General features: G+C 63.5%; 18 protein-coding genes, 1 tRNA gene and 2 riboswitches. Of the genes, 11 read left to right on the top strand and 8 right to left on the bottom strand.

The features are described 5' to 3' along the window. Positions 1 to 181 precede the first annotated feature (181 nt). Positions 182 to 838, top strand: coding sequence for a hypothetical protein (locus M3A49_RS18660; protein ID WP_266230108.1), 657 nt, complete (start codon positions 182 to 184; stop codon positions 836 to 838). Positions 839 to 910: 72 nt separating this feature from the next. Beyond that, positions 911 to 1,099, top strand: a complete 189-nt coding sequence (locus tag M3A49_RS18665; protein WP_266230109.1) for a hypothetical protein — start codon at positions 911 to 913, stop codon at positions 1,097 to 1,099. A 377-nt stretch (positions 1,100 to 1,476) separates the two neighbouring features. Here the strand turns inward: M3A49_RS18665 and M3A49_RS18670 are convergent, their stop codons facing one another. From M3A49_RS18670 to M3A49_RS18695, 6 genes are all read right to left on the bottom strand, one after another. Then, positions 1,477 to 2,643: a hypothetical protein gene (locus M3A49_RS18670; protein ID WP_266230110.1), complete on the bottom strand. Its 1,167-nt coding sequence runs from the start codon at positions 2,641 to 2,643 to the stop codon at positions 1,477 to 1,479. 1,168 nt (positions 2,644 to 3,811) lie between these two features. After that, positions 3,812 to 5,503 (bottom strand): DUF3987 domain-containing protein, encoded by a 1,692-nt coding sequence (locus tag M3A49_RS18675; RefSeq protein WP_266230111.1) that lies wholly within the window; start codon positions 5,501 to 5,503, stop codon positions 3,812 to 3,814. After that, the gene (locus M3A49_RS18680) at positions 5,490 to 6,695 is read right to left on the bottom strand and encodes a hypothetical protein (RefSeq protein ID WP_266230112.1); all 1,206 of its coding nucleotides are present in this window, start codon (positions 6,693 to 6,695) and stop codon (positions 5,490 to 5,492) included. Before M3A49_RS18680 ends, M3A49_RS18675 begins: the two co-directional genes overlap by 14 nt. 12 nt (positions 6,696 to 6,707) lie before the next feature. Further along, a complete protein-coding gene (locus M3A49_RS18685) occupies positions 6,708 to 6,998 on the bottom strand; it encodes a helix-turn-helix transcriptional regulator (RefSeq protein ID WP_266230113.1) in 291 nt (96 codons plus the stop codon). 163 nt (positions 6,999 to 7,161) lie between these two features. Then, the gene (locus M3A49_RS18690) at positions 7,162 to 8,097 is read right to left on the bottom strand and encodes a hypothetical protein (RefSeq protein WP_266230114.1); all 936 of its coding nucleotides are present in this window, start codon (positions 8,095 to 8,097) and stop codon (positions 7,162 to 7,164) included. Positions 8,098 to 8,325: 228 nt separating this feature from the next. Beyond that, positions 8,326 to 8,401 (bottom strand) — tRNA-Arg (locus M3A49_RS18695). 314 nt (positions 8,402 to 8,715) lie between these two features. Between M3A49_RS18695 and M3A49_RS18700 the strand changes: the two genes are divergently transcribed. Continuing rightward, the gene (locus tag M3A49_RS18700; RefSeq protein WP_266230115.1) at positions 8,716 to 9,639 is read left to right on the top strand and encodes a c-type cytochrome; all 924 of its coding nucleotides are present in this window, start codon (positions 8,716 to 8,718) and stop codon (positions 9,637 to 9,639) included. 93 nt (positions 9,640 to 9,732) lie between these two features. On the opposite strand, the gene M3A49_RS18705 is transcribed toward M3A49_RS18700, so the two are convergent. Continuing rightward, the gene (locus tag M3A49_RS18705; protein ID WP_266230116.1) at positions 9,733 to 10,314 is read right to left on the bottom strand and encodes a hypothetical protein; all 582 of its coding nucleotides are present in this window, start codon (positions 10,312 to 10,314) and stop codon (positions 9,733 to 9,735) included. An 84-nt stretch (positions 10,315 to 10,398) separates the two neighbouring features. Continuing rightward, the gene (locus M3A49_RS18710) at positions 10,399 to 12,489 is read right to left on the bottom strand and encodes a UvrD-helicase domain-containing protein (protein WP_254355748.1); all 2,091 of its coding nucleotides are present in this window, start codon (positions 12,487 to 12,489) and stop codon (positions 10,399 to 10,401) included. 425 nt (positions 12,490 to 12,914) lie between these two features. Between M3A49_RS18710 and iscB the strand changes: the two genes are divergently transcribed. From iscB to M3A49_RS18750, 8 genes are all read left to right on the top strand, one after another. Then, a complete protein-coding gene (iscB, locus tag M3A49_RS18715; protein ID WP_416338974.1) occupies positions 12,915 to 14,381 on the top strand; it encodes an RNA-guided endonuclease IscB in 1,467 nt (488 codons plus the stop codon). Between the two features lie 66 nt (positions 14,382 to 14,447). Continuing rightward, entirely contained in the window at positions 14,448 to 15,503 is a 1,056-nt protein-coding gene (locus M3A49_RS18720; protein ID WP_266230117.1) for an oxidoreductase, read from the top strand. Positions 15,504 to 15,682: 179 nt separating this feature from the next. Further along, entirely contained in the window at positions 15,683 to 16,057 is a 375-nt protein-coding gene (locus M3A49_RS18725; protein ID WP_035512641.1) for a hypothetical protein, read from the top strand. 215 nt (positions 16,058 to 16,272) lie between these two features. Continuing rightward, positions 16,273 to 16,383, top strand: a riboswitch (glycine riboswitch). Positions 16,384 to 16,440: 57 nt separating this feature from the next. Next, positions 16,441 to 16,578: riboswitch (glycine riboswitch) on the top strand. Between the two features lie 89 nt (positions 16,579 to 16,667). Continuing rightward, entirely contained in the window at positions 16,668 to 17,786 is a 1,119-nt protein-coding gene (gene gcvT / locus M3A49_RS18730; RefSeq protein WP_266230119.1) for a glycine cleavage system aminomethyltransferase GcvT, read from the top strand. A 75-nt stretch (positions 17,787 to 17,861) separates the two neighbouring features. Then, complete coding sequence (gene gcvH, locus M3A49_RS18735) at positions 17,862 to 18,242, top strand: glycine cleavage system protein GcvH (RefSeq protein ID WP_028203325.1); 381 nt, start codon at positions 17,862 to 17,864, stop codon at positions 18,240 to 18,242. Between the two features lie 72 nt (positions 18,243 to 18,314). Next, the gene (gcvP, locus tag M3A49_RS18740; protein WP_266230121.1) at positions 18,315 to 21,290 is read left to right on the top strand and encodes an aminomethyl-transferring glycine dehydrogenase; all 2,976 of its coding nucleotides are present in this window, start codon (positions 18,315 to 18,317) and stop codon (positions 21,288 to 21,290) included. Between the two features lie 135 nt (positions 21,291 to 21,425). Continuing rightward, positions 21,426 to 22,604 (top strand): alginate lyase family protein, encoded by a 1,179-nt coding sequence (locus M3A49_RS18745; protein WP_266230122.1) that lies wholly within the window; start codon positions 21,426 to 21,428, stop codon positions 22,602 to 22,604. 95 nt (positions 22,605 to 22,699) lie between these two features. Continuing rightward, complete coding sequence (locus tag M3A49_RS18750) at positions 22,700 to 24,088, top strand: L-serine ammonia-lyase (RefSeq protein ID WP_266230123.1); 1,389 nt, start codon at positions 22,700 to 22,702, stop codon at positions 24,086 to 24,088. Positions 24,089 to 24,117: the final 29 nt, after the last annotated feature.

The raw sequence follows: 24,117 nt of genomic DNA on the forward strand, positions 1-24,117 counted from the left end.
GGATGCCGCCCACAGACCGTAGCCTCTCACCATCACGCTCTTCTTACCTTGCGGACTGACCACCGCTCGGCTCATCCCACCCTTGATTACCGCTGAATCGCCCAAATCTTCATACGTAAAGCAGACAACGCCGTCACGACGAATGCTTCACGCTGCAGAAGAAGAACTAAACGAGGTCTAAATGGATTCAGCGCAGGACAAGATCACCGGCGAAATCGTCGAAGCCGAACAACTCTGGCTCATCGCCGAGGTCGACAAAGACCGGTACGTTTGCCGCGGATGTCGAATCAAGCTCACGCCTGCCGCTTATCGACCGGAGAATGTGGTCCGGCCATACTTCACTGCGCGCGACGGCGATCACAAGCCGGGGTGCGATGTCGACGGGGAGAAAAAGCTCGTCACCAAGGGCAAGAAGAAACGCCTGAGCACGTCGAAGGAAGGGTTTCCTGCGCCATATCCGTCGAAGCTGGTCCTGCGCGAGCTCCGGGCAATCACGGGCGGACCTGGCGGCGGCGATAATGACGTGACAGGCGGCGGAGGCACCAGACGAACGGGCGACGGCAACAGCGACACATCAACGCCGATCCGTCGACGCGTCGCGAACACGATTCGCCCGATCTGCCGGACCTTCATCAATTTCCCGTACGATCGGGATCTCGAACTGGAAGTGCCAGGCATCGACGCGACGAAATATCTGTCCGTATTCAAGAAGCTGAAATGGGACGAACTGGCTCGCTATCCGGACGCCCGGATCTTCTATGCTGCGATTCGGTGGAGCAAGCCCCTGGAGACTGACGAATTTCTCGAAGTCACCGTTGACGCCGGCGAGCGCGATTAGGAAAAGCGGCTTGCGCGTGGTCACCGTGTTCGCGTCGAATGGGCCGACTGGAGCAAGGCGAAGCGCACATACGTGCGCAATGAGATCGAAGCCGCCCGCAAAGAGGCGATTGCTGCAAAAGACAAAGGCACCAAGGAGAAGGGTTACCTGTTCTTTGCTGGCGAGCAAGACACCGACGACGTGACGCTGTTTCGTGTTACCGATCACCGGCTGATCTGTTGCCTTGTCGACGAAATCACATACCCGACGCTAAGCAAATAGACCAGCTCACGCTCGCAAATAGTCGCAGCTTGGGCGACAGTTCGCTCAACACGACTGGCAGCGTCGCGTCTAATAGCGGCACGACGAATGCGTGTTGCAGCATCGAATCGCACACGAAATCCAGCAGCAGGTCCAGTCGCGCTCAGTCGTGCCGAGCCAATGCGCGACCATCGAAGTCGCCGGATCTGCGCGACGTGACTCTCCAGCTATTCCGCGCGACTCGCATGGATGTGAAATGGCCACCAGGAGCCGATTACAGCCCGCTGACGGCCTTGCGAGCCTGTCGCCCAATCCTCCAGCCGCCCTGCCATTCAAAAATTATTGCAGCCCTATTTATCTGGGCATTCTCTCCTTTCCCCGGCTCCCACGACAAAGACCTACCGCCCCTTCGTCAGCGTCTGCGCTTTGAGCGTGGGCTTGACTCGCACCGCCTGCCCGTCGTCCTTGGTGAAGTAGCCGACGACGTAACCGATAAACGCTGCCACGTGCCCAGCGTTGGCACTGTCGAGCCGGTCAAGCACCCACGGCACATGCGACTCGATGCTGCGACGGTAGCCCTCGTCGTGACAGTCGAACATCATTCCCCGTCCACCCGTCACACGATGCCAGCGATCTCCCAAGCCGAACTTCAGCGCCTGTACGCCCGCATCGGTGAGCCCTCGCGCGTCGATGAGGAAGACACAATGGAAATGATTGGCACCGCTACGGCCACCCTGCTCCAGCTTGCAGACGTGTCCGACCATGCGCTCGAAAAGATGCCTGTCAGCTCCGCGACGATTCCCGAAGAAGCTATCACGATGCGCCATCGCAACAGCCGTATCGATGCGAGCACGCGTCTCAGGCCGCCCAAGGTTCATTGGCAAGCAAGACGGCACCGGCATCCAGATCCCCTCGTTCGACGCTGCCCAGCCACCACGCAGCATTGCATCACTGGCGTCAAACGCGTCCTGCTGATAGTAAAGATCAACACGAATAGGCGTGAGGCCCTTATGTTGACCCGTGAGCTCAGTGAGATAGCGACCCACGGAGTCTGCCTGATCGCGAAGATTCGCTCGCGCGTCCGCCAGCGTCTTCCTTACGCCCCGACGCACCACTTCAGTACGCAAGCACGCGACGAAGTCGTTATAGAGATTCGCAGCCACGGCATTGTCAACGACGCCCGCCTGTACACCATAGCCGAACACCTGGGCAAAGGGATGCGGCATGAAGCAATCGAAGAAGAGTTGCAGATCCGCGCTATACGCGTAGCTTGGCCAGTACAGATCCATCCACTGCCCACACAAAGGCAAGAAGCCCGACAGGCTTCTGTAGCCTGACACACCAATTGGATTACGCACCGCATGCTCTCGCCCGTATTGATGCCTGATGTCGAATGGAATCTGGCTCGTCTCCAGTACGGTGTCGAGAAAGCTCTTCAATTGCTGCATCAGCTCGTGATGCTCGCCGACTTCCCAATACCTCGTGACGCCGGCTGACGTCGATGTCGTTGCTGCCAACCCTGATGCAAGGCTGTGTTCGCTATGCGATTGTTTCCACTGGTTCATCCTGAATCTCCGTTATTGGACATTCAATGGATGGACCTAGTAACTTTTGGCTAGCTGTCACCTTTAGAGGTCTAATGATTCATGTTCTCGATGTCAGATAGCAGGCACTATCAAGCCTCTCGATTCATAGCTCACATGTCTTCGCATGTGAGCGTATATCCTGACTATCTTCAAAACGAGAGGCGTTACTCTCATCACCTTGTCAGTTTGAATACCTCCTTTACTTCTGAACTGCTGATTATCTCCTCTCTCATGTGAGAGGTCATCAACATGATCTTTTTCTACATCACTCTCTAGTGCGCAATGTAAAGTTCATCTTACTGATCTTTTTTATTATGCCGAGGATACTATAGATCCCTTCTTTATTGGATCGATAGTAACAGCAATCTTCCATTTATTAAACCAACAATACTGAGCACGTTCTCTTCTCTATCACATGAATAATACTAAAGACTATCCTACATTAGGAGAGACATCACCAAATACACGAAAGAGGCGATCAAGAGAAGGGCATTTCATCGAATTTATTTGGCATTTTACTGTGAACAGTGCCGAATATCGGCCGCATCCGTGATCCACAGCCTCTTACCGAAACATCCCGAATAGAGACCGCTCAATAGAAGCAAACGCCACTACCTGGAAAGGGATTTTCACCCAGGTCAAAAGCCGTCTTTGGGCCGTAAAAGCCATCTGGCTTTCTTGCTGATGACCGGTCTGCGGTTAGCCTGACATCCGGGATTCGACACCTGCACCGGCGATCCAGCCACTCCGGGTTTCCGATCGCGGCGCGCCAATCAGCGTCGACATATCGGCGCCAGTCGTCAATCGCGGTGAACAGGTTCTCCGGGGCGGCTGATCGGCAAGATTACGCTCTCACGTAGACACAGGAAGGCCCGACTACGCCGCTACATTCGCTACTGTAGCGAATGTAGCGGCGTAGTCGGCCAATAATTACCGCTCCCGAGATGGACGGAACGAGGAGTAGCGACCAGACGGTGATGTGCGAGCGTTGCAGACGGCGAGGTCCGTCAACTCAGCGAGCACGAAAAAAAAGCGCACCGAAAAATACGGATGCGCCCGAATCAAAATCTACTCTACAAATCAACCGTGACGATTGCTCACCGCCATGCTCATTTTCCAGAATCCGCATTCAATGCTTCCCCTGGGTTTATTCCATAAACATACGAATCTTCGAAGCAAGTAAATCGCCCCTGTTTAATACGTCATCCAAGCGCACGCCCTGGGCTTGCACATGTTGATGATGACGGTTATCGGTCGCATCCAATTTAGCGAGATTTTGATTAACGACGAGCGGTGCTGGGGCATGGCTCTGTGGATTCACCGTGACCTGATTCATTTGCGGTGAGAAAAAACTGGCTTGCGCGAATTGCCGCATCATCCACGGCGGATAGAAAACGATCCGACCACCCTTCTTTCCATATGTCGTCGCAATTCGCTGCTGTTGTTCGAGCACGTTGATCGCCATCGCCAGTTTCTCCGGGTCATTGCGAATGCTCGAATAGTTGTTCAAATCGCGCTCCGAATATTGGCCGACCTTTATTTTCGAATACCTCATCGGATTGGCGGCCGCCTGCTGCAACCAGGCAAAGAGCTTTTCTGCCGCTTCGTTCTGGATCTGCAGCTGCGACGGCGCGAAGCTCGAAAATACGCGTTCGAATTCATACGCGTACCACTCGCACAAGGTGATCGCCGCCTTCATTGCTTCGGGCGACACGTCGCCAGTTTCGCCTGAGAAGTGGTGGAACAGTCCGGCGAGTCGCGCCGCCTGCTCCCCGAGCTTCCGGAAAAACGACTTGATATTCTCCGAGAAGGTGCCGCAAATTAGCTGGTTGTGCACAGTCTCCTTGAAGAGTTTCCAGTAGTAACGGGCGCCTTCCGACAGTTGCCGAACCGGACGTGCGTCGGGTGCAGGCACCGCCTGCGCAAGTATTGCGGCAATGCGCTCGTTGAACAGATCGAGCGCCGGTTCGGGCACATCTTCCGTGAGGGTCTGCTGTCCAGGCCAGACGATGCTTTTGGGAAAGGCCGGCAACATTCGCGCAACCAGCCCAGTGCCGAAGGCGTCTTCACCGCGGCTCTTCATGTAGCCCTGGAACTGGTCATCCTGCACCATGACCGATACGCTCAGGCGCGGGTTCGCGGCACGACGGTTGCCACTGACGAGCCCAACCGGCCTGTCTTCCCCGCTCCAGTAGCCGCTGAGCATCGCAGGCTCGCTGAACGTCATGCCGGTGAGCGCGGGCGCACCTTCCGGCGACAGGATAGCGACAGCGCCATTGGCGATCAGCGCTTCACGCAGGCCCTGCGGAGAAATCTCGGCGAAACGCAGCTCACGCGCCGAGGGCTTGACGGGTTGCGTCTTCTCGTGCGCGAGACGTTGCTCCCGGATGACGCGCGACTCCTCCGTTCCCGGCTTCGCGTCGCGGTATTCCTTCGACAACCGACGCTGGTCGTCGCTCCAGATCTTCAGCTCTGCCCGAAAGTCCGGCATGCGGGCGGCAGCGTCTTCTTCGCATTTGCGCTCGAACGCCTTGATGGCGCGCAAAAAGCGCTGCTCCATCAGCGATTTTCCGCCGCTGCTATTGCTGACAGTCAGCAGGAAGAGCGAACACGGCGCCGGCGGAAAGCTCGGGCACTGGACATCGATGAAATTCTGGCAGGCGAGCGACACCGAGGCGAGCGCCGCGTGCGCGGCGAGCTCGACCGGCACGCGCAGGTTTGCGCTAACTTCGAACACCGCGTTTCTGATGAGATCCGGCAGGGCGTCGGCGGGATAGAGCCCCTGAGTGTTGGAAAACTGGTAAAGGGCGGGGGAACGTTCGAATTCAACGATTGGCATATTGCCCCCGTCCTGCTTGCGTTGCTGCCTGCATTGCGTGGGTACCGAAACGCTCGCCATACAGACGGTTCAGCCTGCCCGCCGTTGGCTGACGGCAGCGTAGCAGCTTGCGGATCGATTCCTGCGTCGGAACGAGCGTGCCAGCGAGAACAGCGTTACGGATTTTTTCCAGCCGTCGTTCGTCCGCGACGGTGTCCGTGCTGGCACCGTTCGTTGCGACAGTCTCTTCGGTAGCCCTCACGACTGTGGACCGCTCACCCTCTTTTGCCGCGTGGTCGACGATCGGAAATTCGCTCTGCAGCGCGACCGCACCTCCCGTGGCCATGACCGACTCGCAGTCGGTCATGGCCACCGTCTCACGACCGGATACGACCACCGCGCGACCGCCCGCGCTGGACACCAGCAGCCAGCCCAAGATGGCAGAGCCTTCGAGCACGACTGCGCAAGCAAACGCGAATATCAATTCCAAGCGGCTCCCGGACGTGCGCAGCCAGGACGCGACCACCGACGCGACCGGATCCGCGCGCACGCTAGCCTGCAGCGCCTGGTCACGGTCGGCCTGTTCGACGCGCCGGTCTTCGTCGGCTTCGCGACGCCTCGCCTCGTCCGCTTCCGTGTCCAGCGCGGCGAGTCGGGCCGCCAGCGTCTGTCGGCGCGCAGTCAGTGCCGGGCAATCGCCCTCGCAGCGACGCGCGTCCGCACGAGCGAGCTCAGCCGTAACCTTCTCGACGTCCAAGGCAATCTGCGTGCGCGTCCGCCCCGCCTGCATGACGGCGCCCGGCGGTGCAGCGCCCTGCGTAATTGACGCCGCCCGCTCATCGCCGGCGTGACGCTCGGACAGCATGAAGAACGAAACCTGCCCGTAGAGAACGACCGCTACACCGATCCACCAGATGGCGAACGCGCAGATTCGCGCAGTGACGCCGAGCAGGCGCCAGCCGCCCGGCAGCAAGTGCACGTACAGCACCGCGATACAGCACAGGGTGACATTCATCGCGCGCTCCGCAGGCTGACTGCCGCGTTGCCAGCCCGCAAAGGACGCGATTGCGAGCGACGCCGCAGTGGCCAGCAGCGCGCACACCAACGAAAATGCCACCATCCGGTCGAACTTGAACTGGCGAGCCTTGCCAGCGTCAGTTGCAACAGTCGGCCCGATGGACGTCGGCAGCACGAGATCGCTATTCGTATTCATGGCATCCGCTCCTTACGCCGCGCCGCGCAGCTGGGCGCGAGCCTCGATCCACGCGTTGACCTCCGACTCCAGGAAGCCAATCGAACGCGCAGTGAGCTTGATTTTTTTCGGAAACGTCTGATCACTCGCCATGAGGGTGTACAGCGTCGCACGGGAGAGCTTAGTGCGCTCGATGAGATCCTTGAGGCGGAGGATGCGCAATGCGCCGTCCAGCTGGCGGACCATTTGAGTTGCGCCAGCGGACGGTGATTGGCAGTGAGGAAAGGACTGCCGCCGTGCGGCATTTTGCGAATCGTCGAACATACCTGTTTCCTTCTAGGTCAAGGCAAACGGGTATATCCAGCCCCGCTCACCGGTTACGGCATACGCCGCGCGATGAGCATCTTGAAATTTCTAGGGGGGTATAAATCAATCCATCGATGTCTGCCCTTGTCCAGCAAGGGGGTTGAAGAACCAGCCTCTAGGCCTATACATCGAGCCACGTCGCCGGTTTCCTCCTTAACTGGACTTTCCTGGGAAGTTGGTGAGCGCCGAGGATCTGATACAGGCGCGGCAAACTGATGCCGTTCATATTCGCAGCCACTTTCGCCGAGTTCGCCAGATAGTCCTCATGCAGCTTCTGCGCTTGCTCCGGAGTCCATGGGGTGCCTGCCTCGTGATCCCGCTGAGCCGTTTGATCTGACAGTTCCTCGTCATCGGAAAGGCCGTCGGCATCTCTATAGGGCAAGTTCAACTGCTCTAGGATATTGATCGCCACGACGCGCGGAAGAAAGTAATAGCCTCGTCCGAGCCGGGTATCAAACGTCTCCACATGACGACCGGCTTGATCAACGATATCTACCAGCCCCTGCGCAAACCTCTCTCCCAGAGCCATCATCTCAGGCCCGTCGCGATCCGGCACCAAGATTGGCTCCCAGCATTGCTCTCCGACAAGCTGAAGGCTGTCCATTTTTTCCCGAAAAGCGGCTAAGAATCGCTCTCGCGCCTCTTTCGACAACGGATATTTCAACGGCGGCAATATATTCAGCAACGCTTCCAGCAACGCATTGTCCTTCTCCAAAAGCGCCACCGGAAAGGAAAGCTCGGACCTCGCGCCCGGAACAGCCAGTGGAAACTGAACCTCGGCGATCAAAGGAGGACAAGGGATTGCGTGCGGCATTGGATCGAAGCGCTCGACTGGAAAATCGAGAGCAGCCTGCTGCATTTCGCGCCCTGGCTCCGATACGGAAACCTTGGGTTTTGCCCTGAAGCTGTAGTCAACCATCTTCGAGCCGGTAATGCATGCCATGCCGATCGCCCCCTCTCCTGGTACCGGATGACGGAATCGCGCGACAGCGCGCGCGAAGTCGTGGCAATCGATCAAGTCACCATCAGGTAGATCAACAACGGTGGCGGTGTGCATCCATTCTCCCAAAACTGAACGTGCGAACCTTGGTAGGTCGGTCGAGCGATCGTAATCTTGAGCTCGCCAGGAAGTCCAGACGGCCTATGATCGTCTACCCGTGTTACGAGCGAGAGATGGAATGCGTAGGGAGGGAAAGGCTTAGATTTCTTGACAGCGGATTTCCGTATATTTTCCGTACGGAGCTGATACGGTGGAAAGAAAAATCGCTGGAAAGCCTGTCAGATATGGCGCGCCCGGCTGGGATCGAACCAGCAACCCCTGCCTTCGGAGGGCAGTACTCTATCCATTGAGCTACGGGCGCGTTGACTTGCTGGCGCCGCCGTCTGCCCGAAGAATACGGGAAAGGCAGCGCCGAAGAGAGACCGAGAGAATAACCGGTTTCGGTTAAACCGTCCACCGCACAGGCTATTAAGGGCCGCATCTCCATCAGGCAACTCAGGCGTAAGCGCGCGCCCCACCGCCAGTCCGCTCCGGGTAAACGCCCGCTGAACTACGTCCGCACACGCCCACCAGCCGGAAAACCTTCCGTCTATAATCGTCGGTGTTTGATCTGCCGCATGGCCATTGCCGTCCTGCTGTACCGCTCACCATAAAACAACGGGAGTCGAGACAAGCATGAGCGAAGCACCCCACGGAGTCCCGATCAAAACGCCCGGCCAGCTGATCGCCGCTGTCATCGCCGGGTTTGCCGTCCCCATCGTCATTATCATTCTGCTCGTCTACTACGTCGACAACACGACGCGCACCGGCGCGGGCACCGACGAGCTCTCCACCCAGCAGGTCGCCGCGCGCATCGCGCCGGTCGCGCAGGTCAACGTGCGCGACGCCAATGCGCCGCGCGTGTACAAGACCGGCGAGCAGGTCTTCCAGGCTGTCTGCTCGGCGTGTCACGCCTCGGGCGCCGCCGGCGCGCCGAAGTTCGGCAACTCGGGCGACTGGGCGCCGCGCATCGCGCAGGGCTTCGACGCGCTCTGGAAAACGGCGCTTTCCGGCAAGGGCGCGATGCCCCCGCGCGGCGGCACGAGCCCCGACGACTACAGCGACTACGAAATCGGCCTCGCCGTCGCCTATATGGCGAACCACGCCGGCGCGAACTTCCAGGATCCGCCCAAGCCCGCGCCAGGCGCGGCCAATACAGCCAATGCGGCTTCGGGCGCGGCAGCCGCTGCACCGGCCTCGGGTGCGTCGGCCGCCGATGCGAACGCCGCCCAGGCGCAAGCTGCCGCAGCCGCGATCGCGGCCATCCCGCAGGCTTCGTCCGCTCCCGCGGCTGGTGGCGGCTCGCAGAGCGCCGACGCCTCGCAGGCGGGCAAGGCGCTCTATCAGCAGGTTTGCCAGGCGTGTCACGCGGCGGGTGTGCTGGGCGCGCCGAAATTCGGCAACAAGGCCGACTGGGCGCCGCGCCTCGGGGTCCCGATGGACACCGTCTACAACTACGCGCTGCACGGCAAGGGCCAGATGCCACCCAAAGGCGGCTCGACCGCCTCAGACGCCGACGTGAAGGCAGCCGTCGACTACATGGTCAGCGCGGCGAAGTAAGCGCCCCACGCGCGCCAAAGCGCGTAACAATCCCCGCCCGTAGGGATACGGCGCGGGGATTTTTGTATCCGTCGATGAAAAAGCGGTCGCGCATCAGCGCACGGGACGCGCAAAATCGCGGGCAAAGGCGAACGAACCCGAAGCGTCCCCGGCCAGCGCGCCGTAACGCGCAGCCAGTTCGGCGGGAGCGAGCCACGGATAGGTCAAGCCCTCTTGCAGGCGCTCGAGCCGCGCACCGTCCGGGTCGTCGATCACGTCCATCCGGGCAATGTGAATGTGGAATGCCGAAACGCGCGGCGCGATGTCGTTCGCATCGAAAGTCCAGCGATAAGCGCCGTGACCGATGCGCAGCGCGCCCACCGCGTCCTCGCGCATTACGACGAGCCAGGGCAGCGCTTCGATCGTGCGCTCGCGCACAACGAGCGCAGCGGCCTCGCAGAGGTACCAGGTGCGGCAACGCGAATAACGCTCTCCAAAATCGCTGACCAGCGTCTTCGCGATCGCTTCCGCGCCGACGCTACGCGCCGGAAACGCGATATTCGGTGTGGCCAGCGAGAACGTCAGTTCCGCATCTGACGCGAATGCTTCGTGAATCCGTGCGGGCTTCGTGTTGTCCTTCGCGTCGATATACGTTTCAAGCGCGTGACGGTAATGCGGGAGCAATGGATCTTCCATCGGCGGCAGCGAGCAGGACAGGGGCGTTCACTCTACTGCCGTCCGCGTCCCAATAAAGCAAACACCCGCTGCACGCCAGGGTCATCACCCCTTCTGCAACAACGCCTTCAAACTCGCCAACCGGTCCTTCGGCGTCATCGGCGCTTCTTCGGCGGTCGGCGGCGGCGCATCGTCCAGGCCCATTTCCGGAATGAAGCGCGACGCCTCGCACACCACCGTCTCGCGCGCCCGCTTGCGCTTCTTGCACCAGTTCAGATGCAGGCTGCGCTGCGCGCGCGTGATCGCCACGTACATGAGGCGCCGCTCTTCCTCGATGCGCCCTTCGTCAATCACGTCGTCTTCCGAGCCGCCGCGGTGCGGCATGATCCCCTCTTCCACGCCCACCAGGAACACGTGCGGATACTCCAGCCCCTTCGAAGCATGCACGGTCGAAAGCCGCACGGCGTCCGGGTCCTCTTCCTTGCCTTCGAGCATCGACATCAGCGCGACGGTCTGGATCAGGCCCATGAGGTTCTTGCCGGTGTCCGCGAGGCCGTCGGCGTTGTCGTAACCGGTGGCCTCGCTGTCTTCGCCGATCTCCTGCTCGGGCTTGGTGCCCTTGCGCTTGAGCCACTCCAGGAATTCGAGCACGTTCTGCCACTTCGACTGCGCCTGGCGCTCGTCGAAGGCGTCGTAGAGATACGCCTCATAGTGAATCGCGTCCATGAGGTCGTCGAGCACGACTGTCGCCGGGTCCTTTTCCGCGCGCTCGGCGAGGCGCTGCATGAAGTCGCAGAACACGCGCATCGGCTCGACCTGACGCGCAGAGAGCCGCGCCTCGATGCCGCCCATGTACACGGCCTCGAACAGCGACACCTTCGCCTGCCCCGCGAACGAGCCGAGCGCTTCGAGCGTGGTGTTGCCCACGCCACGGCGCGGCGTGGTGATCGCGCGGATAAACGCGGGATCGTCGTCGTGATTGGCGATCAGGCGCAGGTAAGCGCAGATGTCCTTGATCTCGGCCTTGTCGAAGAACGACTGGCCGCCCGAGAGCACGTAGGGAATGCGCTCGCGGCGCAGCACCTGTTCGAAGATGCGCGCCTGGAAGTTGCCTCGATACAGAATCGCGTAGTCGCGAAACTGCGCGCGCCGCTCGAACTTGTGCGCCGAAAGCCGGAACACGACCGATTCGGCCTCGTGTTCTTCGTCGTTGCAGGGCGTCACGGTGATGGTGTCGCCCATGCCGTGCTCGGACCAAAGCTTCTTCTCGAACAGCTTCGGATTGTTCGCGATGACGTTGTTCGCCGCCGTGAGAATGCGCACCGTCGAGCGGTAGTTCTGCTCGAGCTTGATGACGTGCAGCTTCGGAAAGTCCTTGCCGAGCTGCGCGAGGTTTTCGAGCGTGGCGCCGCGCCAGCCGTAGATGGCCTGATCGTCGTCGCCCACGGCCGTAAACGCCGCCCGCGGACCCGCCAGCAGTTTCAGCAATTCGTACTGGCAGGCGTTGGTGTCCTGGTACTCGTCGACCAGCAGATAGCGCAGCTTGTTCTGCCAGCGATCGCGCACCTGCTCGTTCTTCGCGAACAACTCGGCAGGCAGGCGGATCAGGTCGTCGAAGTCCACCGCCTGATAGGCGTGCAGCGTCGCCATGTAGTTGCGGTAGACGATGGCCGCCTGGTGCTCGTCCTCGTTCGAGGCCGTGGCCAGCGCCTCCTCGGGCATCACGAGACCGTTCTTCCAGAGCGAGACGATCGACTGGATCTTGCGGATGAAGCCTTTGTCCGTCGAGCCCACCTGCTCCTGGATCATGGCGAAGCAGTCGTCGGCGTCCATGATCGAGAACTGGGGCTTCAGGCCCAGGTGCTCCGCCTCCTGGCGCAGGATCTGCACGCCCAGCGAGTGGAACGTGCAGACCGTCAGCTGGTTGGTCGGCACCTTGCGGCCTTCCTTGCCGGGCGTGGTGAGCGTCTTGCCTTCGAGCAGCTTGCCCACGCGCTCGCGCATTTCGGCGGCGGCCTTGTTGGTGAAGGTGACGGCGGCGATATGGCGCGGCTCGAAGCCTTTCGCTTCGATGAGGTGCGCGATCTTCTGCGTGATGACACGCGTCTTGCCGCTGCCCGCGCCGGCGAGCACGAGACAGGGACCGTCGAGATAGCGCACCGCTTCGTTTTGGGCGGAATTGAGGCCTGCGGACATCGTTGCTGGATTGGGAAAACGGGTGGTACGGCTGGGAGGCGTGCGGGCGGGGCGCTTGGCCTTTCGTGACGCCGCACGGCGCGAGGCGTGCGTACGTCGCAGCGGCCTCTCACGCGGGAGGTGCGATGTTAACACGCCACAGCGATACGCCGATGGTGCCCCCGATGTTCCTCCTGCCACGGCTCATTCGTCCTCGCCTCGTTCCGCACGTTATGCGTGCCGTGCCACAATAACGGGCTCCCGCCACCCGCACTCGCTGGAAAGAGGAAGCGCTAAGTCAACTACCCCACCCTGAAGGGTGAAGCTTGGGGCGGTAAATCAAGCTCGGGTTGACCAGACCCAGTGCCGCAAGGCGCTACGTTGCGCAGAAGACAGCAGACCCACCGCCGGATGCTTCACCCAGTCCGGCGCTCTGGAAGGGACGGTTGCAGACACGCGACCGGGCAAGCACGAAACGGATCGTCCCCGTCAGCTTCATCGCTGACACCTGCTGCGCAACCTCGTCGAGGGGAGACTTCCCGCTAGGGAAGCGTCACCAGGCCCGTAAGGGCACCGTTTTTACAGGAGCAGCCGTGGCCGTATTTGTGCTGGATCGAAGGGGCAAACCGCTGATGCCGTGCACCGAAAAGCGCGCGAGGCTGTTGCTCGCCCGTGGCAGCGCGCGCGTGCATCGTGTCATGCCTTTCGTGATCCGGCTCACCGACCGCAAGGCTGACGCCTGCGCGCTCCAGCCGCTGCGCCTCAAGCTCGATCCCGGCAGCAAGGTCACCGGCGTTGCGCTCGTGCGCGAGGCGGATGACGGCGTTGCCGTGCTCAACCTCTTCGAGCTGATCCACCGTGGCCGCCAGATCAGCGAAGCGCTGACGGCACGACGGGCATTTCGTCGCCGTCGTCGCGGCGCCAGCCTGCGCTACCGTGCACCGCGCTTTCTCAACCGCAGCAAACCCGAAGGCTGGCTTGCGCCAAGCCTGATGCACCGCGTGCACACCACGATGGCGTGGGTGAACCGCATCCGCCGCTGGGCGCCGGTCGCAGCGCTCTCGTCGGAACTGGTCCGCTTCGACATGCAAGCGCTGGAAAATCCGGAGATCACGGGCACCGGCTATCAGCAGGGCACGCTCGCGGGCTATGAAGTCCGTGAGTATCTTCTCGAGAAGTGGAACCGTACCTGCATCTACTGTGACGCCACGGCCCGCCCGCTGCAAATCGAGCACCTCACGGCGAGGGCGCGTAATGGCAGCAACCGCATCGGCAATTTGGGGCTCGCATGTGGCGACTGCAACCGGGAGAAGGGCTCGCTTGACGTGCGCGAGTACGTCAAGGATCCGAAGCGTCTCGCGCGCATCCTCGCTACCGCCTCGCGTGCGTTGAAAGACGCTGCGGCCGTCAATGCGACGCGCTGGGCGCTCGCCAACGCATTGCGGGCCACCGGGCTGTCGCTCGAGCTCGCTTCAGGTGGGCGCACGAAATTCAACCGGGTCACGCACGACATTCCGAAAACCCACGCCCTCGATGCGCTGTGTGTAGGCCAGATCAACGCGGTCAGCGACTGGCAGCGCCCGTCGCTGACCCTCAAGGCAACCGGGCGCGGAAGCTACCAGCGCACGCGTCTCACGCGCCACGGCTTGCCTCGTGGGTATCTCATACGGAAAAAGCAGGTGCAGGGGTTCCAGACCGGCGACCACGTGCGCGCCGACGTGCCACACGGCAAGAAAGCCGGCGTCTATACCGGTCGCGTTGCGGTTCGCGCGACTGGCTCGTTCAACATCCAGACAGCCTTGGCTGTCGTTCAGGGCATCAGCCATCGCCACTGCAAGCTCATTCAGCGCGGCGACGGCTATGCGTATTCCCTTCAATCCAAGGATAGGTTTCCGACAGGAAGACGCGGGTGATGGGCGTGCTTCGCACGCCGCGCTATCCCGCCCCGGCATGAATGCCGGGGTTTCTCGCGCAATCTGATGACTGCACCGCACCCGCTGCAAATCGGCCTGATGGGCTACGGCTTCGCCGGCCAGACTTTCCACGCCCCCGTGATCGCGCATAGCGGCGCCGCGCAGCTCGCCGCCGTCGCCACGAGCCAGGCCGAACGCGCCCAGGCCGACTATCCCGACGCCGCAATCGTGCCCGACCTCGACGCGCTGCTCTCGATCGACGCCATCGAATGCGTCGTGATCGCCACGCCCAACGATACGCACTACGACCTCGCGCGCCGCACGCTCGAGCGCGGCAAGCACGTGCTGGTCGACAAGCCGGTCACGCTCACTTCTGAGGAAGCGCGTACGCTCGCGGCCATCGCGAAACAGCGCGGCCTCGTGTTCGCGCCGTTCCACAACCGCCGCTGGGACGGCGATTTCCTCACCGTGCGCGAGCTGATCGAGCGCGGCGAACTCGGACGCATCACGCATTACGAATCGCACTTCGACCGCTTCCGCCCGCAAGTGAAGCAGCGCTGGCGCGAAGACGCCACGCGCGGCGGCGGCCTGCTCTACGATCTCGGCCCGCATCTGATCGACCAGACGCTCGCGCTCTTTGGCGCACCCGAGTCGATCACCGCGTTCGTTCACACGCGCCGCGAAAACGCGAGTGCGCCGGATTACGCGCACCTCGTGCTGCGCTACCCGCACCACGACGCCGTGCTGCACGCCAGCGCGCTCGCCGCGTACGCGCCGCGCTTCGCAATTCACGGCACGCGCGGCAGCTATCTGAAGAACGGGCTCGACACCCAGGAAGATCAGCTCAAGGACGGCCTGCGCCCCGGTCAGCCTGGTTTCGGCGCGGGCAACGAGTCGGGCCGCCTGCATGTGCTGCGCGACGACGGCCAGGAAGCCGATCTCGACGTGCCCAACGCCGCGGGCAATTACGCCGATCTGTACCGCGCGCTTGCCGCGGCGATCCGCGAAGACAAGCCGTTCCCGGTGAGCCCGCAGGACGCCATCGACGTCATGACGCTCATCGAACTCGCCATGCAAAGCGCGCAGGAAGGCCGCACGCTGGCGTTCGTGCGCCGGTCCTGAGCGCGCTGGCGCGCGCTTTCGGCTGCGGCGTCGACCTTGCATTGCGCCGACGCCGCTGAAAGGTCCATACAAATGGTTACATCTGGTTGCCGCGGTCGGGTCATCACGCGGCAATCGCCAGACGTTTGTGGACATGCAGGACAAAAAAAGCAGCAACGACAAGACAAAGGAGAGTCTGAATGACCCGCTACACCCACGCTCTACGCCTGATCGCCGCTGGCGCGCTCGTCTCGACCCTCGCCGCGTGCGTGGTCAACCAGCCGGCGTCGCGCCCCGCTCCGCCGCCCCCGCCCGGCCCGAATCCGCACGAAGTCGCCGTCGATCGCCTGCATCAGGTCGACGGCCGCATCGACAACCTGGGCCATCGCATCGACATGCGCGTGAGCCAGGGCTATTACCCGCCGCCCCAGGGCGGCGCGCTCCATCACCGCCTCGACACGATCCGCGGCGAAGCGCACGACATGGCCGCGCAGCACGGCGGCGGCATCTCGCCCGACGAGCAGCGTGTGCTGAACCAGGAACTCGACACGGCCGCTCGCGCCATCGGCGAGTAAGCGGCACGCGCATTGGCCTCCCGGCACGCGCCGCGCACTAGCGGTTCGTGCCGCGCCTTCCGGCCGCAACGAACCGCCCCCGTTTTTCCCCTGCGCGATGGATGGCGCGCTGCCGATCCGCGCAAGCCAATACCAGCAAGCCTCACGCCCCATTGCCCGCGCCGCGCGCAGAATTTTTCCGCATTGACACAGCCCCGAGGCGTCGCGCACAATCGCTGCGCGCGCCGGGAGAGCGCGCCGTTTGCGTTAGCTTGCTTTCGCTAGTGCAACCGGCGCCGCCGAAGGGGCAACCCACAAACTCTCAGGCAAAAGGACCGTGCGCGCCGGACCGCTGATTCGCTGCATTTGCGCATTTTGCGCGAGATGACGCGAAGCGGCACACAGTCCGCAACTCTGGAGAGCGGCAGTAGAACGGGCGGCGGCGGATCGTAACCCCCACGCGTTCAGGCTGCCCACCGAAGGGGCGCGCGCCAACCGCAACAGGGCGCAATCTCTCAGGTACCGAGGACAGAGGGGCCATGCAAGAACCGACCACGGGCATCGTGCCTGCGGCGCTTCCTGCATGGCCTTTTTCGTTTTCGCGCGTATTTTCGCGACCGCCTGAGGCCCCATGACCGAACTCAAACGCACCCCGCTGAACGACACGCACCGCGCGCTGAACGCCCGCATGGTCGACTTTGGCGGCTGGGACATGCCCGTCAACTACGGCTCGCAGATCGACGAGCATCGCGCCGTGCGCACCGACGCCGGCATGTTCGACGTCTCGCACATGTGCGTCGTCGACTTTTCGGGCCCGAAGGCGCGCGAGTTCTTCTCCCGCGCGCTCGCCAACAACGTCGCCAAGCTCACCACGCCGGGCCGCGCTCTCTACTCGTGCATGCTGAACCCCGAAGGCGGCGTGATCGACGACCTGATCGTCTACTTCTTCGCCGACGACCAGTTCCGCACCGTCGTCAACGCCGGCACGGCCGAGAAAGATATCGCCTGGTTCGAGAAGCTCAACGCCGAAGGCGGCTTCGGCCTCACCATCACGCCGCGCCGCGATCTCGCGATCGTCGCCGTGCAGGGCCCGAACGCGCGCGAAAAGGTCTGGCAGGTCGCGCCCTCGTCGCGCAGCGCTACCGAAGTTCTCAAACCCTTCAACGCCGCGAAGGTCGAAGCCACGCCGTTCGGCGAACTGATGATCGCGCGCACGGGCTACACCGGCGAAGACGGCTTCGAAATCGTGGTGCCCGCCGCCGCCGTCTGCGAACTTTGGGACGCCCTGCAGCGCCAGGGCGTGAAGCCCTGTGGCCTCGGCGCGCGCGACACGCTGCGCCTCGAAGCGGGCATGAACCTCTACGGCCAGGACATGGACGACGGCGTCTCGCCGCTCGACGCCGGCCTCGCCTGGACGGTCGACATGAAGGAACCGCGCGACTTCGTCGGCCGCGGCGCGCTGGAGGCGAACGGCTCGCGTTCGGCCTTCGTCGGCCTGATCCTGCAGAAGGAAAACGGCAAGGCCGGCGGCGTGCTGCGCGCGCACCAGAAAGTGCTCACGCCGCACGGCGAAGGCGAGATCACGAGCGGCACGTTTTCGCCGAGCATGCAGGAATCGATCGCCTTCGCGCGCGTGCCGCAGGGCGTGCAGCCGGGCGATATCGTGCAGGTGCAGATCCGTGACAAAGCCCTTCCCGCAAGCGTGGTAAAACTGCCGTTCGTGCGCAACGGCAAGGTGCTCGCCGCCTGATCCGCGAGGATCCTGCTAGCGCGCACGCCCTCCCCTTTTCGAGCAACAAAAACCGAACCACGCACTGGAGCAACCATGAGCATCCCGGCCGATCTGAAATACACCGAATCGCACGAGTGGATCCGCACCGAAGCCGACGGCACGCTGACCATCGGCATCACCGACCACGCGCAGGAAGCGCTCGGCGACATCGTCTTCCTCGAACTGCCCGAAGCGGGCCGCGCGGTCACCGCCGGCGACGCCGTGGCCGTGATCGAGTCGGTCAAGGCCGCCTCGGACATCTACGCGCCGGTCGCAGGCGAAATCATCGAAGCGAACACGTCGCTCGTCGACACGCCCGACCAGGTGAATGGCGCGCCGTACGAGTCGTGGCTCTTCAAGATCAAGCCCGCCGCCGACGCCAAGCTCGACTCGCTGATCGACGCCGCCGCCTACGAAAAGGCGATCGGCGCTTAATTCGCAACCTCGCCTCAACCGCCACGGCGCGGCGGCGCGCTCAGAACGCCGCCCGCGCCCGCAGGAATCCCTATGAAGCTCGAACACCCGGATCGTCTGATGAACTCCCCGCTCTCGCTTGCTGCACTTGAAGCGCACGACGCCTTCGCTGCCCGCCACATCGGCCCCGACACGGCCGACCAGCAGGCGATGCTCGACGCGCTCGGCTTCGCCTCGCGCGCCGCGCTGATCGATGCGGTGATTCCGGCGAAGATCCGCCGCAACGAGACACTGCCACTCGGGCCGTTCTCGCAGCCGCGCTCGGAAGCCGAGGCGCTCGCCGCCCTGCGCGCGCTCGCGGACAAGAATCAGGTGTTCCGCTCGTATATCGGGCAGGGCTACTACGATACGCACACGCCGGCCGTCATCCTGCGCAACGTGCTCGAAAATCCGGCGTGGTACACCGCGTACACGCCGTACCAGCCGGAAATCTCGCAGGGCCGCCTCGAAGCCCTGCTGAACTTCCAGCAGATGATCACCGACTTGACAGGCCTCGCGATCTCGAACGCGTCGCTGCTCGACGAAGCCACCGCCGCCGCCGAAGCCATGACGCTCGTGCAGCGCGTGGGCAAGTCGAAGTCGAACGTGTTCTTCGTCGCCGACGACGTGCTGGCGCAGACCATCGAAGTCGTGAAGACGCGCGCCAAGCCGATCGGCATCGAGGTGAAGGTCGGTCCGGCCGCTGAGGCGGCCGAAGTTGCCAAAACCACAGGCGCCTTCGGCGTGCTGCTGCAATATCCGGGCGTCAACGGCGATGTGCGCGATTACCGCGCACTTGCGCAAGCCGTGCACGCAGCCGGCGGCGCGGTGATCGCCGCCGCCGACCTGCTCGCACTCACCGTCCTCACGCCGCCGGGCGAATGGGGCGCGGACGTAGCCGTGGGCAACTCGCAGCGCTTCGGCGTGCCGATGGGCTTCGGCGGCCCGCACGCCGCCTACCTCGCGGTGAAGGACGAATTCAAGCGCCAGATGCCGGGCCGTCTCGTCGGCGTGACCGTCGACGCGCAAGGCAACCCGGCGCTGCGCCTCGCGCTGCAAACGCGCGAACAGCACATCCGTCGCGAAAAGGCGACCTCGAACGTCTGCACGGCGCAGGCGCTGCTTGCGATCATGGCGAGCATGTACGCCGTCTACCATGGCCCGCAAGGCTTGAAGCGCATTGCGCAGCGCGTGAACCGCGTCGCCGCGATCCTCGCGGCGGGCGCGAAGCAGCTTGGCTACAAGCTCGTGAACGAAGCGTTTTTCGACACGCTCACGTTCGAAGCCGGCCCCCGTACCCAGGCGCTGCACGATGCGGCGCTCGCGCGCGGCATGAACCTGCGCCACGTGAGCGAGACGCGTGTGGGCGTGTCCGTCGACGAAACCACCTCGCGCGCCGATCTGGCCGACCTGCTCGCCGTGTTCGCACAAGCCGCGTTTGCCGGTGAAGCGCCTTCGGTCGACAAACTCGACGCCGAACTCACGCAAAGCGCCGCTTTGACGTTCCCGGCCGCGCTGGTGCGCGATAGCGCATACCTCACGCATCCGGTGTTCAACCGTCACCATTCGGAAACGGAAATGCTGCGCTACCTGCGCAGCCTCTCCGACAAGGACCTCGCGCTCGACCGCTCGATGATCCCGCTCGGCTCGTGCACGATGAAGCTCAATGCGACCTCGGAAATGCTGCCGGTCACGTGGCCCGAGTTCGGCCGCATCCACCCGTTCGCGCCTGCCGAGCAGACGGTTGGCTATCGCGAGATGGTCGATCAGCTCGAACAGATGCTCGTGGCCGCAACGGGCTACGCCGCCGTTTCGCTGCAGCCGAATGCGGGCTCGCAGGGCGAGTACGCGGGCCTGCTCATCATCCAGGCGTACCACGCCTCGCGCGGCGAAGCCGGTCGCAACGTCTGCCTGATTCCCGCTTCGGCGCACGGCACGAACCCCGCATCGGCGCAAATGGCCGGCATGCAGGTCGTGGTCGTAGCGTGCGACGCGCAAGGCAACATCGATCTCGCCGACCTCGAGGCCAAGGCCGGGCAGCATGCGGCGAAGCTCGCGGCGATCATGATCACGTATCCGTCCACGCACGGCGTGTTCGAAGAGAACGTGCGCGAAGTCTGCGAGATCGTGCACGCGGCGGGCGGCCAGGTGTACGTGGACGGCGCGAACATGAACGCCATGGTCGGTCTGGCGGCGCCGGGGCAGTTCGGCGGCGACGTCTCGCACCTGAACCTGCACAAGACCTTCTGCATTCCGCACGGCGGGGGCGGCCCGGGCGTCGGTCCGGTCGCGGTGGGCGCGCACCTCGCGCAATTCCTGCCGAACCAGCTTTCGTCGGGCTACAAGCGCGACGATCACGGCATCGGCGCGGTGAGCGCGGCGCCTTACGGCTCGGCCTCGATCCTGCCGATCTCGTGGATGTACATCGCCATGATGGGCGCGGCCAACCTGACCGCTGCGACCGAAAACGCGATCCTCAACGCCAACTACGTGGCGAACAAGCTCGCGCCGCACTTCCCGGTGCTCTACAGCGGCCCGGGCGGGCTCGTCGCGCACGAGTGCATTCTCGACCTGCGCCCCATCAAGGATGCAAGCGGCATCACCGTGGACGACGTCGCCAAGCGCCTGATGGACTACGGCTTTCACGCCCCGACCATGAGCTTCCCGGTGCCGGGCACGCTGATGGTCGAACCGACCGAGTCGGAGTCGAAGGAGGAACTCGACCGCTTCGTCGACGCGATGGTTGCGATCCGCGAGGAAATCCGCGCTGTGGAAGATGGCCGCGCGGACAAGGAGGACAACCCGCTGCGTCACGCGCCGCACACGGCCGCCGTGGTGGTCGCCGACGACTGGAAGCACGCCTACTCGCGCGAGCAGGCCGCCTACCCGGTCGCATCGCTCGTCGCGCGCAAGTACTGGCCGCCGGTCGGCCGCGCCGACAACGCTTACGGCGACCGCAACCTGTTCTGCTCGTGCGTGCCCATGAGTGAATATTCGGGCGAGCATGCCGACGAAACGGCCGGCGAGTAAGCCGCGCGAAACCGCTGCGTTATCTTCGGGTAATGCAGCGGCGGTCATCCCCCTCACATTTGCCGCCGCAAACCGCTAACATCACACACCTGTCAGCCTTGAATCAGGGAGTCGCGCATGGCGCGGAAGGTGCGAATGGTTCCATTGCGGGACTCGGTGCGGGACTTACCGCATGCCGCAACGCGGAATTCGGTCCGGCAGACCCGGCACGCGCGCGGTGCGCTGCAAAGCCGCCCACAAAGCCTTGCCGCCGCGCTGGCGCTGGCCTGCGCCACCTTCACCGGCACTTTCGCCGGCACGGCCCACGCGGCCATGAACTTCTGCGCGGCACCCGCGCTGCAATCGAGCGAGCGCACCAACTCCGATCCGGGCGTGAAGGCGCTCGTGGCCGAGGTGCTGACGCACGTGAACGACACGCCGCGTCCGCTGCCGCGCCTGCACACCGAGGGCACGCTGCCGCACGAGGGCATCTACGATCAGAGCGTCGAGGCCGCGAAGGAACTGGACCTCATGCGCAACGCCGCGCTCGCGTGGCGCGCGACGAGCGACGAGCGCTTCCTGAAGCTCGTGGACCGCTTTCTGCTTGCGTGGGTCACCACGTACAAGCCGAGCTTCAATCCCATCGACGAAACGCGTTTCGAAGGGCTGATACTCGCCTACGACTTGACCGCGAGCGCGCTGCCCGTGAAAACGCGCAACGCGACCATGCAGTTCCTGAACAGCTTCGCGACCGGCTATATCGCGCAGATCGACGCGCAGCCGCGCCCGCTCAAGGGAAATTTCGCGAACAACTGGCAGAGCCATCGGGTCAAACTGATAGCGATGATCGCGTTCACGCTCGACAACCGCAAGATGATCGCGACGGCGCAGCGGCTTTTCGTGGAGCATCTCGGCGACAACGTCGCGCCCGACGGCTCGACACTCGACTTTTCCGAGCGCGACGCGCTGCACTACGTGACCTACGATTTGCAGCCGCTCGTGACCGCCGCACTCGCCGCGCGCCGCCACAACCGCAACTGGCTGACCGAGCGCGCGGCCAACGGCACCACGCTCGCCAACGCGCTCGACTGGCTCACGCCCTATGCGCTCGGCCAGAAGACGCACGAGGAATTCGTGCATTCGAACGTACCGTTCGACGCGAAGCGGCGCGAAGCGGGCCTGCCGGGCTACACCGGCCAGTGGGACCCGAAAAACGCCGCCGAACTGTTTCATCTCGCGGCGCGACTCGACGGCCGCTTTGCGCCAGTCGCGCTGAAACTCGCGCCCACGCCGCCCGCGTGGCTCGCTGTCTGTCTGCCGTTGCCGGCGCGGTAAAAAGCGCGCGGGTTGCGGCGGCGGCACGGAAATAACGATGCCGCGAATCGCGCCGCATCCCCACCAACCAACGTCAGACAAGCAGGAGCAGTACCATGGCAGTAAGCGTTTTCGATCTCTTCAAAGTCGGCATCGGCCCCTCCAGCTCGCACACGGTCGGGCCGATGCGCGCGGCCCTGATGTTCGCCGAGGGACTCGAGCGCGACGGCCTGCTCGCGAGCACCGCCGCCGTGAAGGTCGAGCTGTACGGCTCGCTCGGCGCCACCGGCAAGGGCCACGGCACCGACCGCGGGGTCATGCTGGGCCTCATGGGCGACGCACCCGACACCGTCGATCCCGATACCATCAGCGAGCGTCTCGAAGCCGTGCGCACCTCGCGCCAGCTCGCGCTGCTCGGCCGCCATCCCATTACGTTCGTTCCGAAGGAGCACGTGGCGTTCTATCGCCAGGCGCTACCCGAACACCCGAACGGCATGAAGCTGCGCGCGCTCGCCGCGAACGGCGATACGCTGCGCGAAAGCACCTACCTCTCGGTGGGCGGCGGCTTCGTCGTCACGGCCGGCGCGCCGAACACGAAGGTGCTCGCCGCCGCGCAGCAATTGCCGAATCCGTTCACCACGGGCGCGGAGATGCTCGCGCTGTGCGCCTCGACGGGCAAGAGCATCGCGCAGCTGATGCTCGAAAACGAGCGCGTCTGGCACAGCGACGAGCAGATCCGCTCAGGTCTCCTGCGCATCTGGAACGTGATGCAGTCGTGTGTGTCGCGCGGTTGCGGCATCAACAATCCCGACGCCGACGGCACGCTGCCCGGCCCCTTCGCCGTGAAGCGCCGCGCGCCGCAACTCTACCGCGCGCTGACCAGCAACCCCGAGCGCGCGCTGCAAGACCCGCTCTCGATGATCGACTGGATCAACCTGTACGCGATCGCCGTGAACGAGGAAAACGCCGCGGGCGGCCGCGTCGTGACCGCGCCGACCAACGGCGCAGCCGGCATCATCCCCGCCGTGCTGCACTACTACGTGCGCTTCACGCCGGGCGCGAACGAACAGGGCGTGATCGACTTCCTGCTCACCGCGGCCGCCATCGGCATTCTCTACAAGCTCAACGCGTCGATTTCGGGCGCCGAAGTGGGCTGCCAGGGCGAAGTGGGCGTGGCCTGCTCGATGGCCGCGGGCGCGCTCGCCGCCGTGCTGGGCGGCACGCCGCTGCAAGTGGAAAACGCCGCCGAAATCGGCATGGAGCACAACCTCGGCCTCACCTGCGACCCCGTGGGCGGCATGGTGCAGATTCCCTGCATCGAACGCAACGCCATGGCTTCGGTGAAAGCCGTGAACGCCGCGCGCATGGCGCTGCGCGGCGACGGCGCGCACTACGTCTCGCTCGACTCCGTCATCAAGACGATGCGCGAGACCGGCGCCGACATGAAGACGAAGTACAAGGAGACCTCGCGCGGCGGCCTCGCGGTGAACATCGTCGAGTGCTGATCGTTTGAAGTGCTGTCGCCTTGCCTGAA

This window comes from Paraburkholderia sp. CNPSo 3076, from assembly GCF_026343935.1.
GTDB classification, from domain to species: Bacteria; Pseudomonadota; Gammaproteobacteria; order Burkholderiales; family Burkholderiaceae; genus Paraburkholderia; species Paraburkholderia nodosa.

Excerpts from the sequence above, each read along its gene's own strand:
- M3A49_RS18660 (WP_266230108.1), top strand. The coding sequence starts at position 182 with ATGGATTCAGCGCAGGACAAGATCACCGGCGAAATCGTCGAAGCCGAA.
- M3A49_RS18670 (WP_266230110.1), bottom strand. The coding sequence starts at position 2,643 with ATGAACCAGTGGAAACAATCGCATAGCGAACACAGCCTTGCATCAGGG.
- M3A49_RS18675 (WP_266230111.1), bottom strand. The coding sequence starts at position 5,503 with ATGCCAATCGTTGAATTCGAACGTTCCCCCGCCCTTTACCAGTTTTCC.
- M3A49_RS18680 (WP_266230112.1), bottom strand. The coding sequence starts at position 6,695 with ATGAATACGAATAGCGATCTCGTGCTGCCGACGTCCATCGGGCCGACT.
- M3A49_RS18685 (WP_266230113.1), bottom strand. The coding sequence starts at position 6,998 with ATGTTCGACGATTCGCAAAATGCCGCACGGCGGCAGTCCTTTCCTCAC.
- M3A49_RS18690 (WP_266230114.1), bottom strand. The coding sequence starts at position 8,097 with ATGCACACCGCCACCGTTGTTGATCTACCTGATGGTGACTTGATCGAT.
- M3A49_RS18700 (WP_266230115.1), top strand. The coding sequence starts at position 8,716 with ATGAGCGAAGCACCCCACGGAGTCCCGATCAAAACGCCCGGCCAGCTG.
- M3A49_RS18705 (WP_266230116.1), bottom strand. The coding sequence starts at position 10,314 with ATGGAAGATCCATTGCTCCCGCATTACCGTCACGCGCTTGAAACGTAT.
- M3A49_RS18710 (WP_254355748.1), bottom strand. The coding sequence starts at position 12,489 with ATGTCCGCAGGCCTCAATTCCGCCCAAAACGAAGCGGTGCGCTATCTC.
- M3A49_RS18720 (WP_266230117.1), top strand. The coding sequence starts at position 14,448 with ATGACTGCACCGCACCCGCTGCAAATCGGCCTGATGGGCTACGGCTTC.
- M3A49_RS18725 (WP_035512641.1), top strand. The coding sequence starts at position 15,683 with ATGACCCGCTACACCCACGCTCTACGCCTGATCGCCGCTGGCGCGCTC.
- gcvT (WP_266230119.1), top strand. The coding sequence starts at position 16,668 with ATGACCGAACTCAAACGCACCCCGCTGAACGACACGCACCGCGCGCTG.
- gcvH (WP_028203325.1), top strand. The coding sequence starts at position 17,862 with ATGAGCATCCCGGCCGATCTGAAATACACCGAATCGCACGAGTGGATC.
- gcvP (WP_266230121.1), top strand. The coding sequence starts at position 18,315 with ATGAAGCTCGAACACCCGGATCGTCTGATGAACTCCCCGCTCTCGCTT.
- M3A49_RS18745 (WP_266230122.1), top strand. The coding sequence starts at position 21,426 with ATGGTTCCATTGCGGGACTCGGTGCGGGACTTACCGCATGCCGCAACG.
- M3A49_RS18750 (WP_266230123.1), top strand. The coding sequence starts at position 22,700 with ATGGCAGTAAGCGTTTTCGATCTCTTCAAAGTCGGCATCGGCCCCTCC.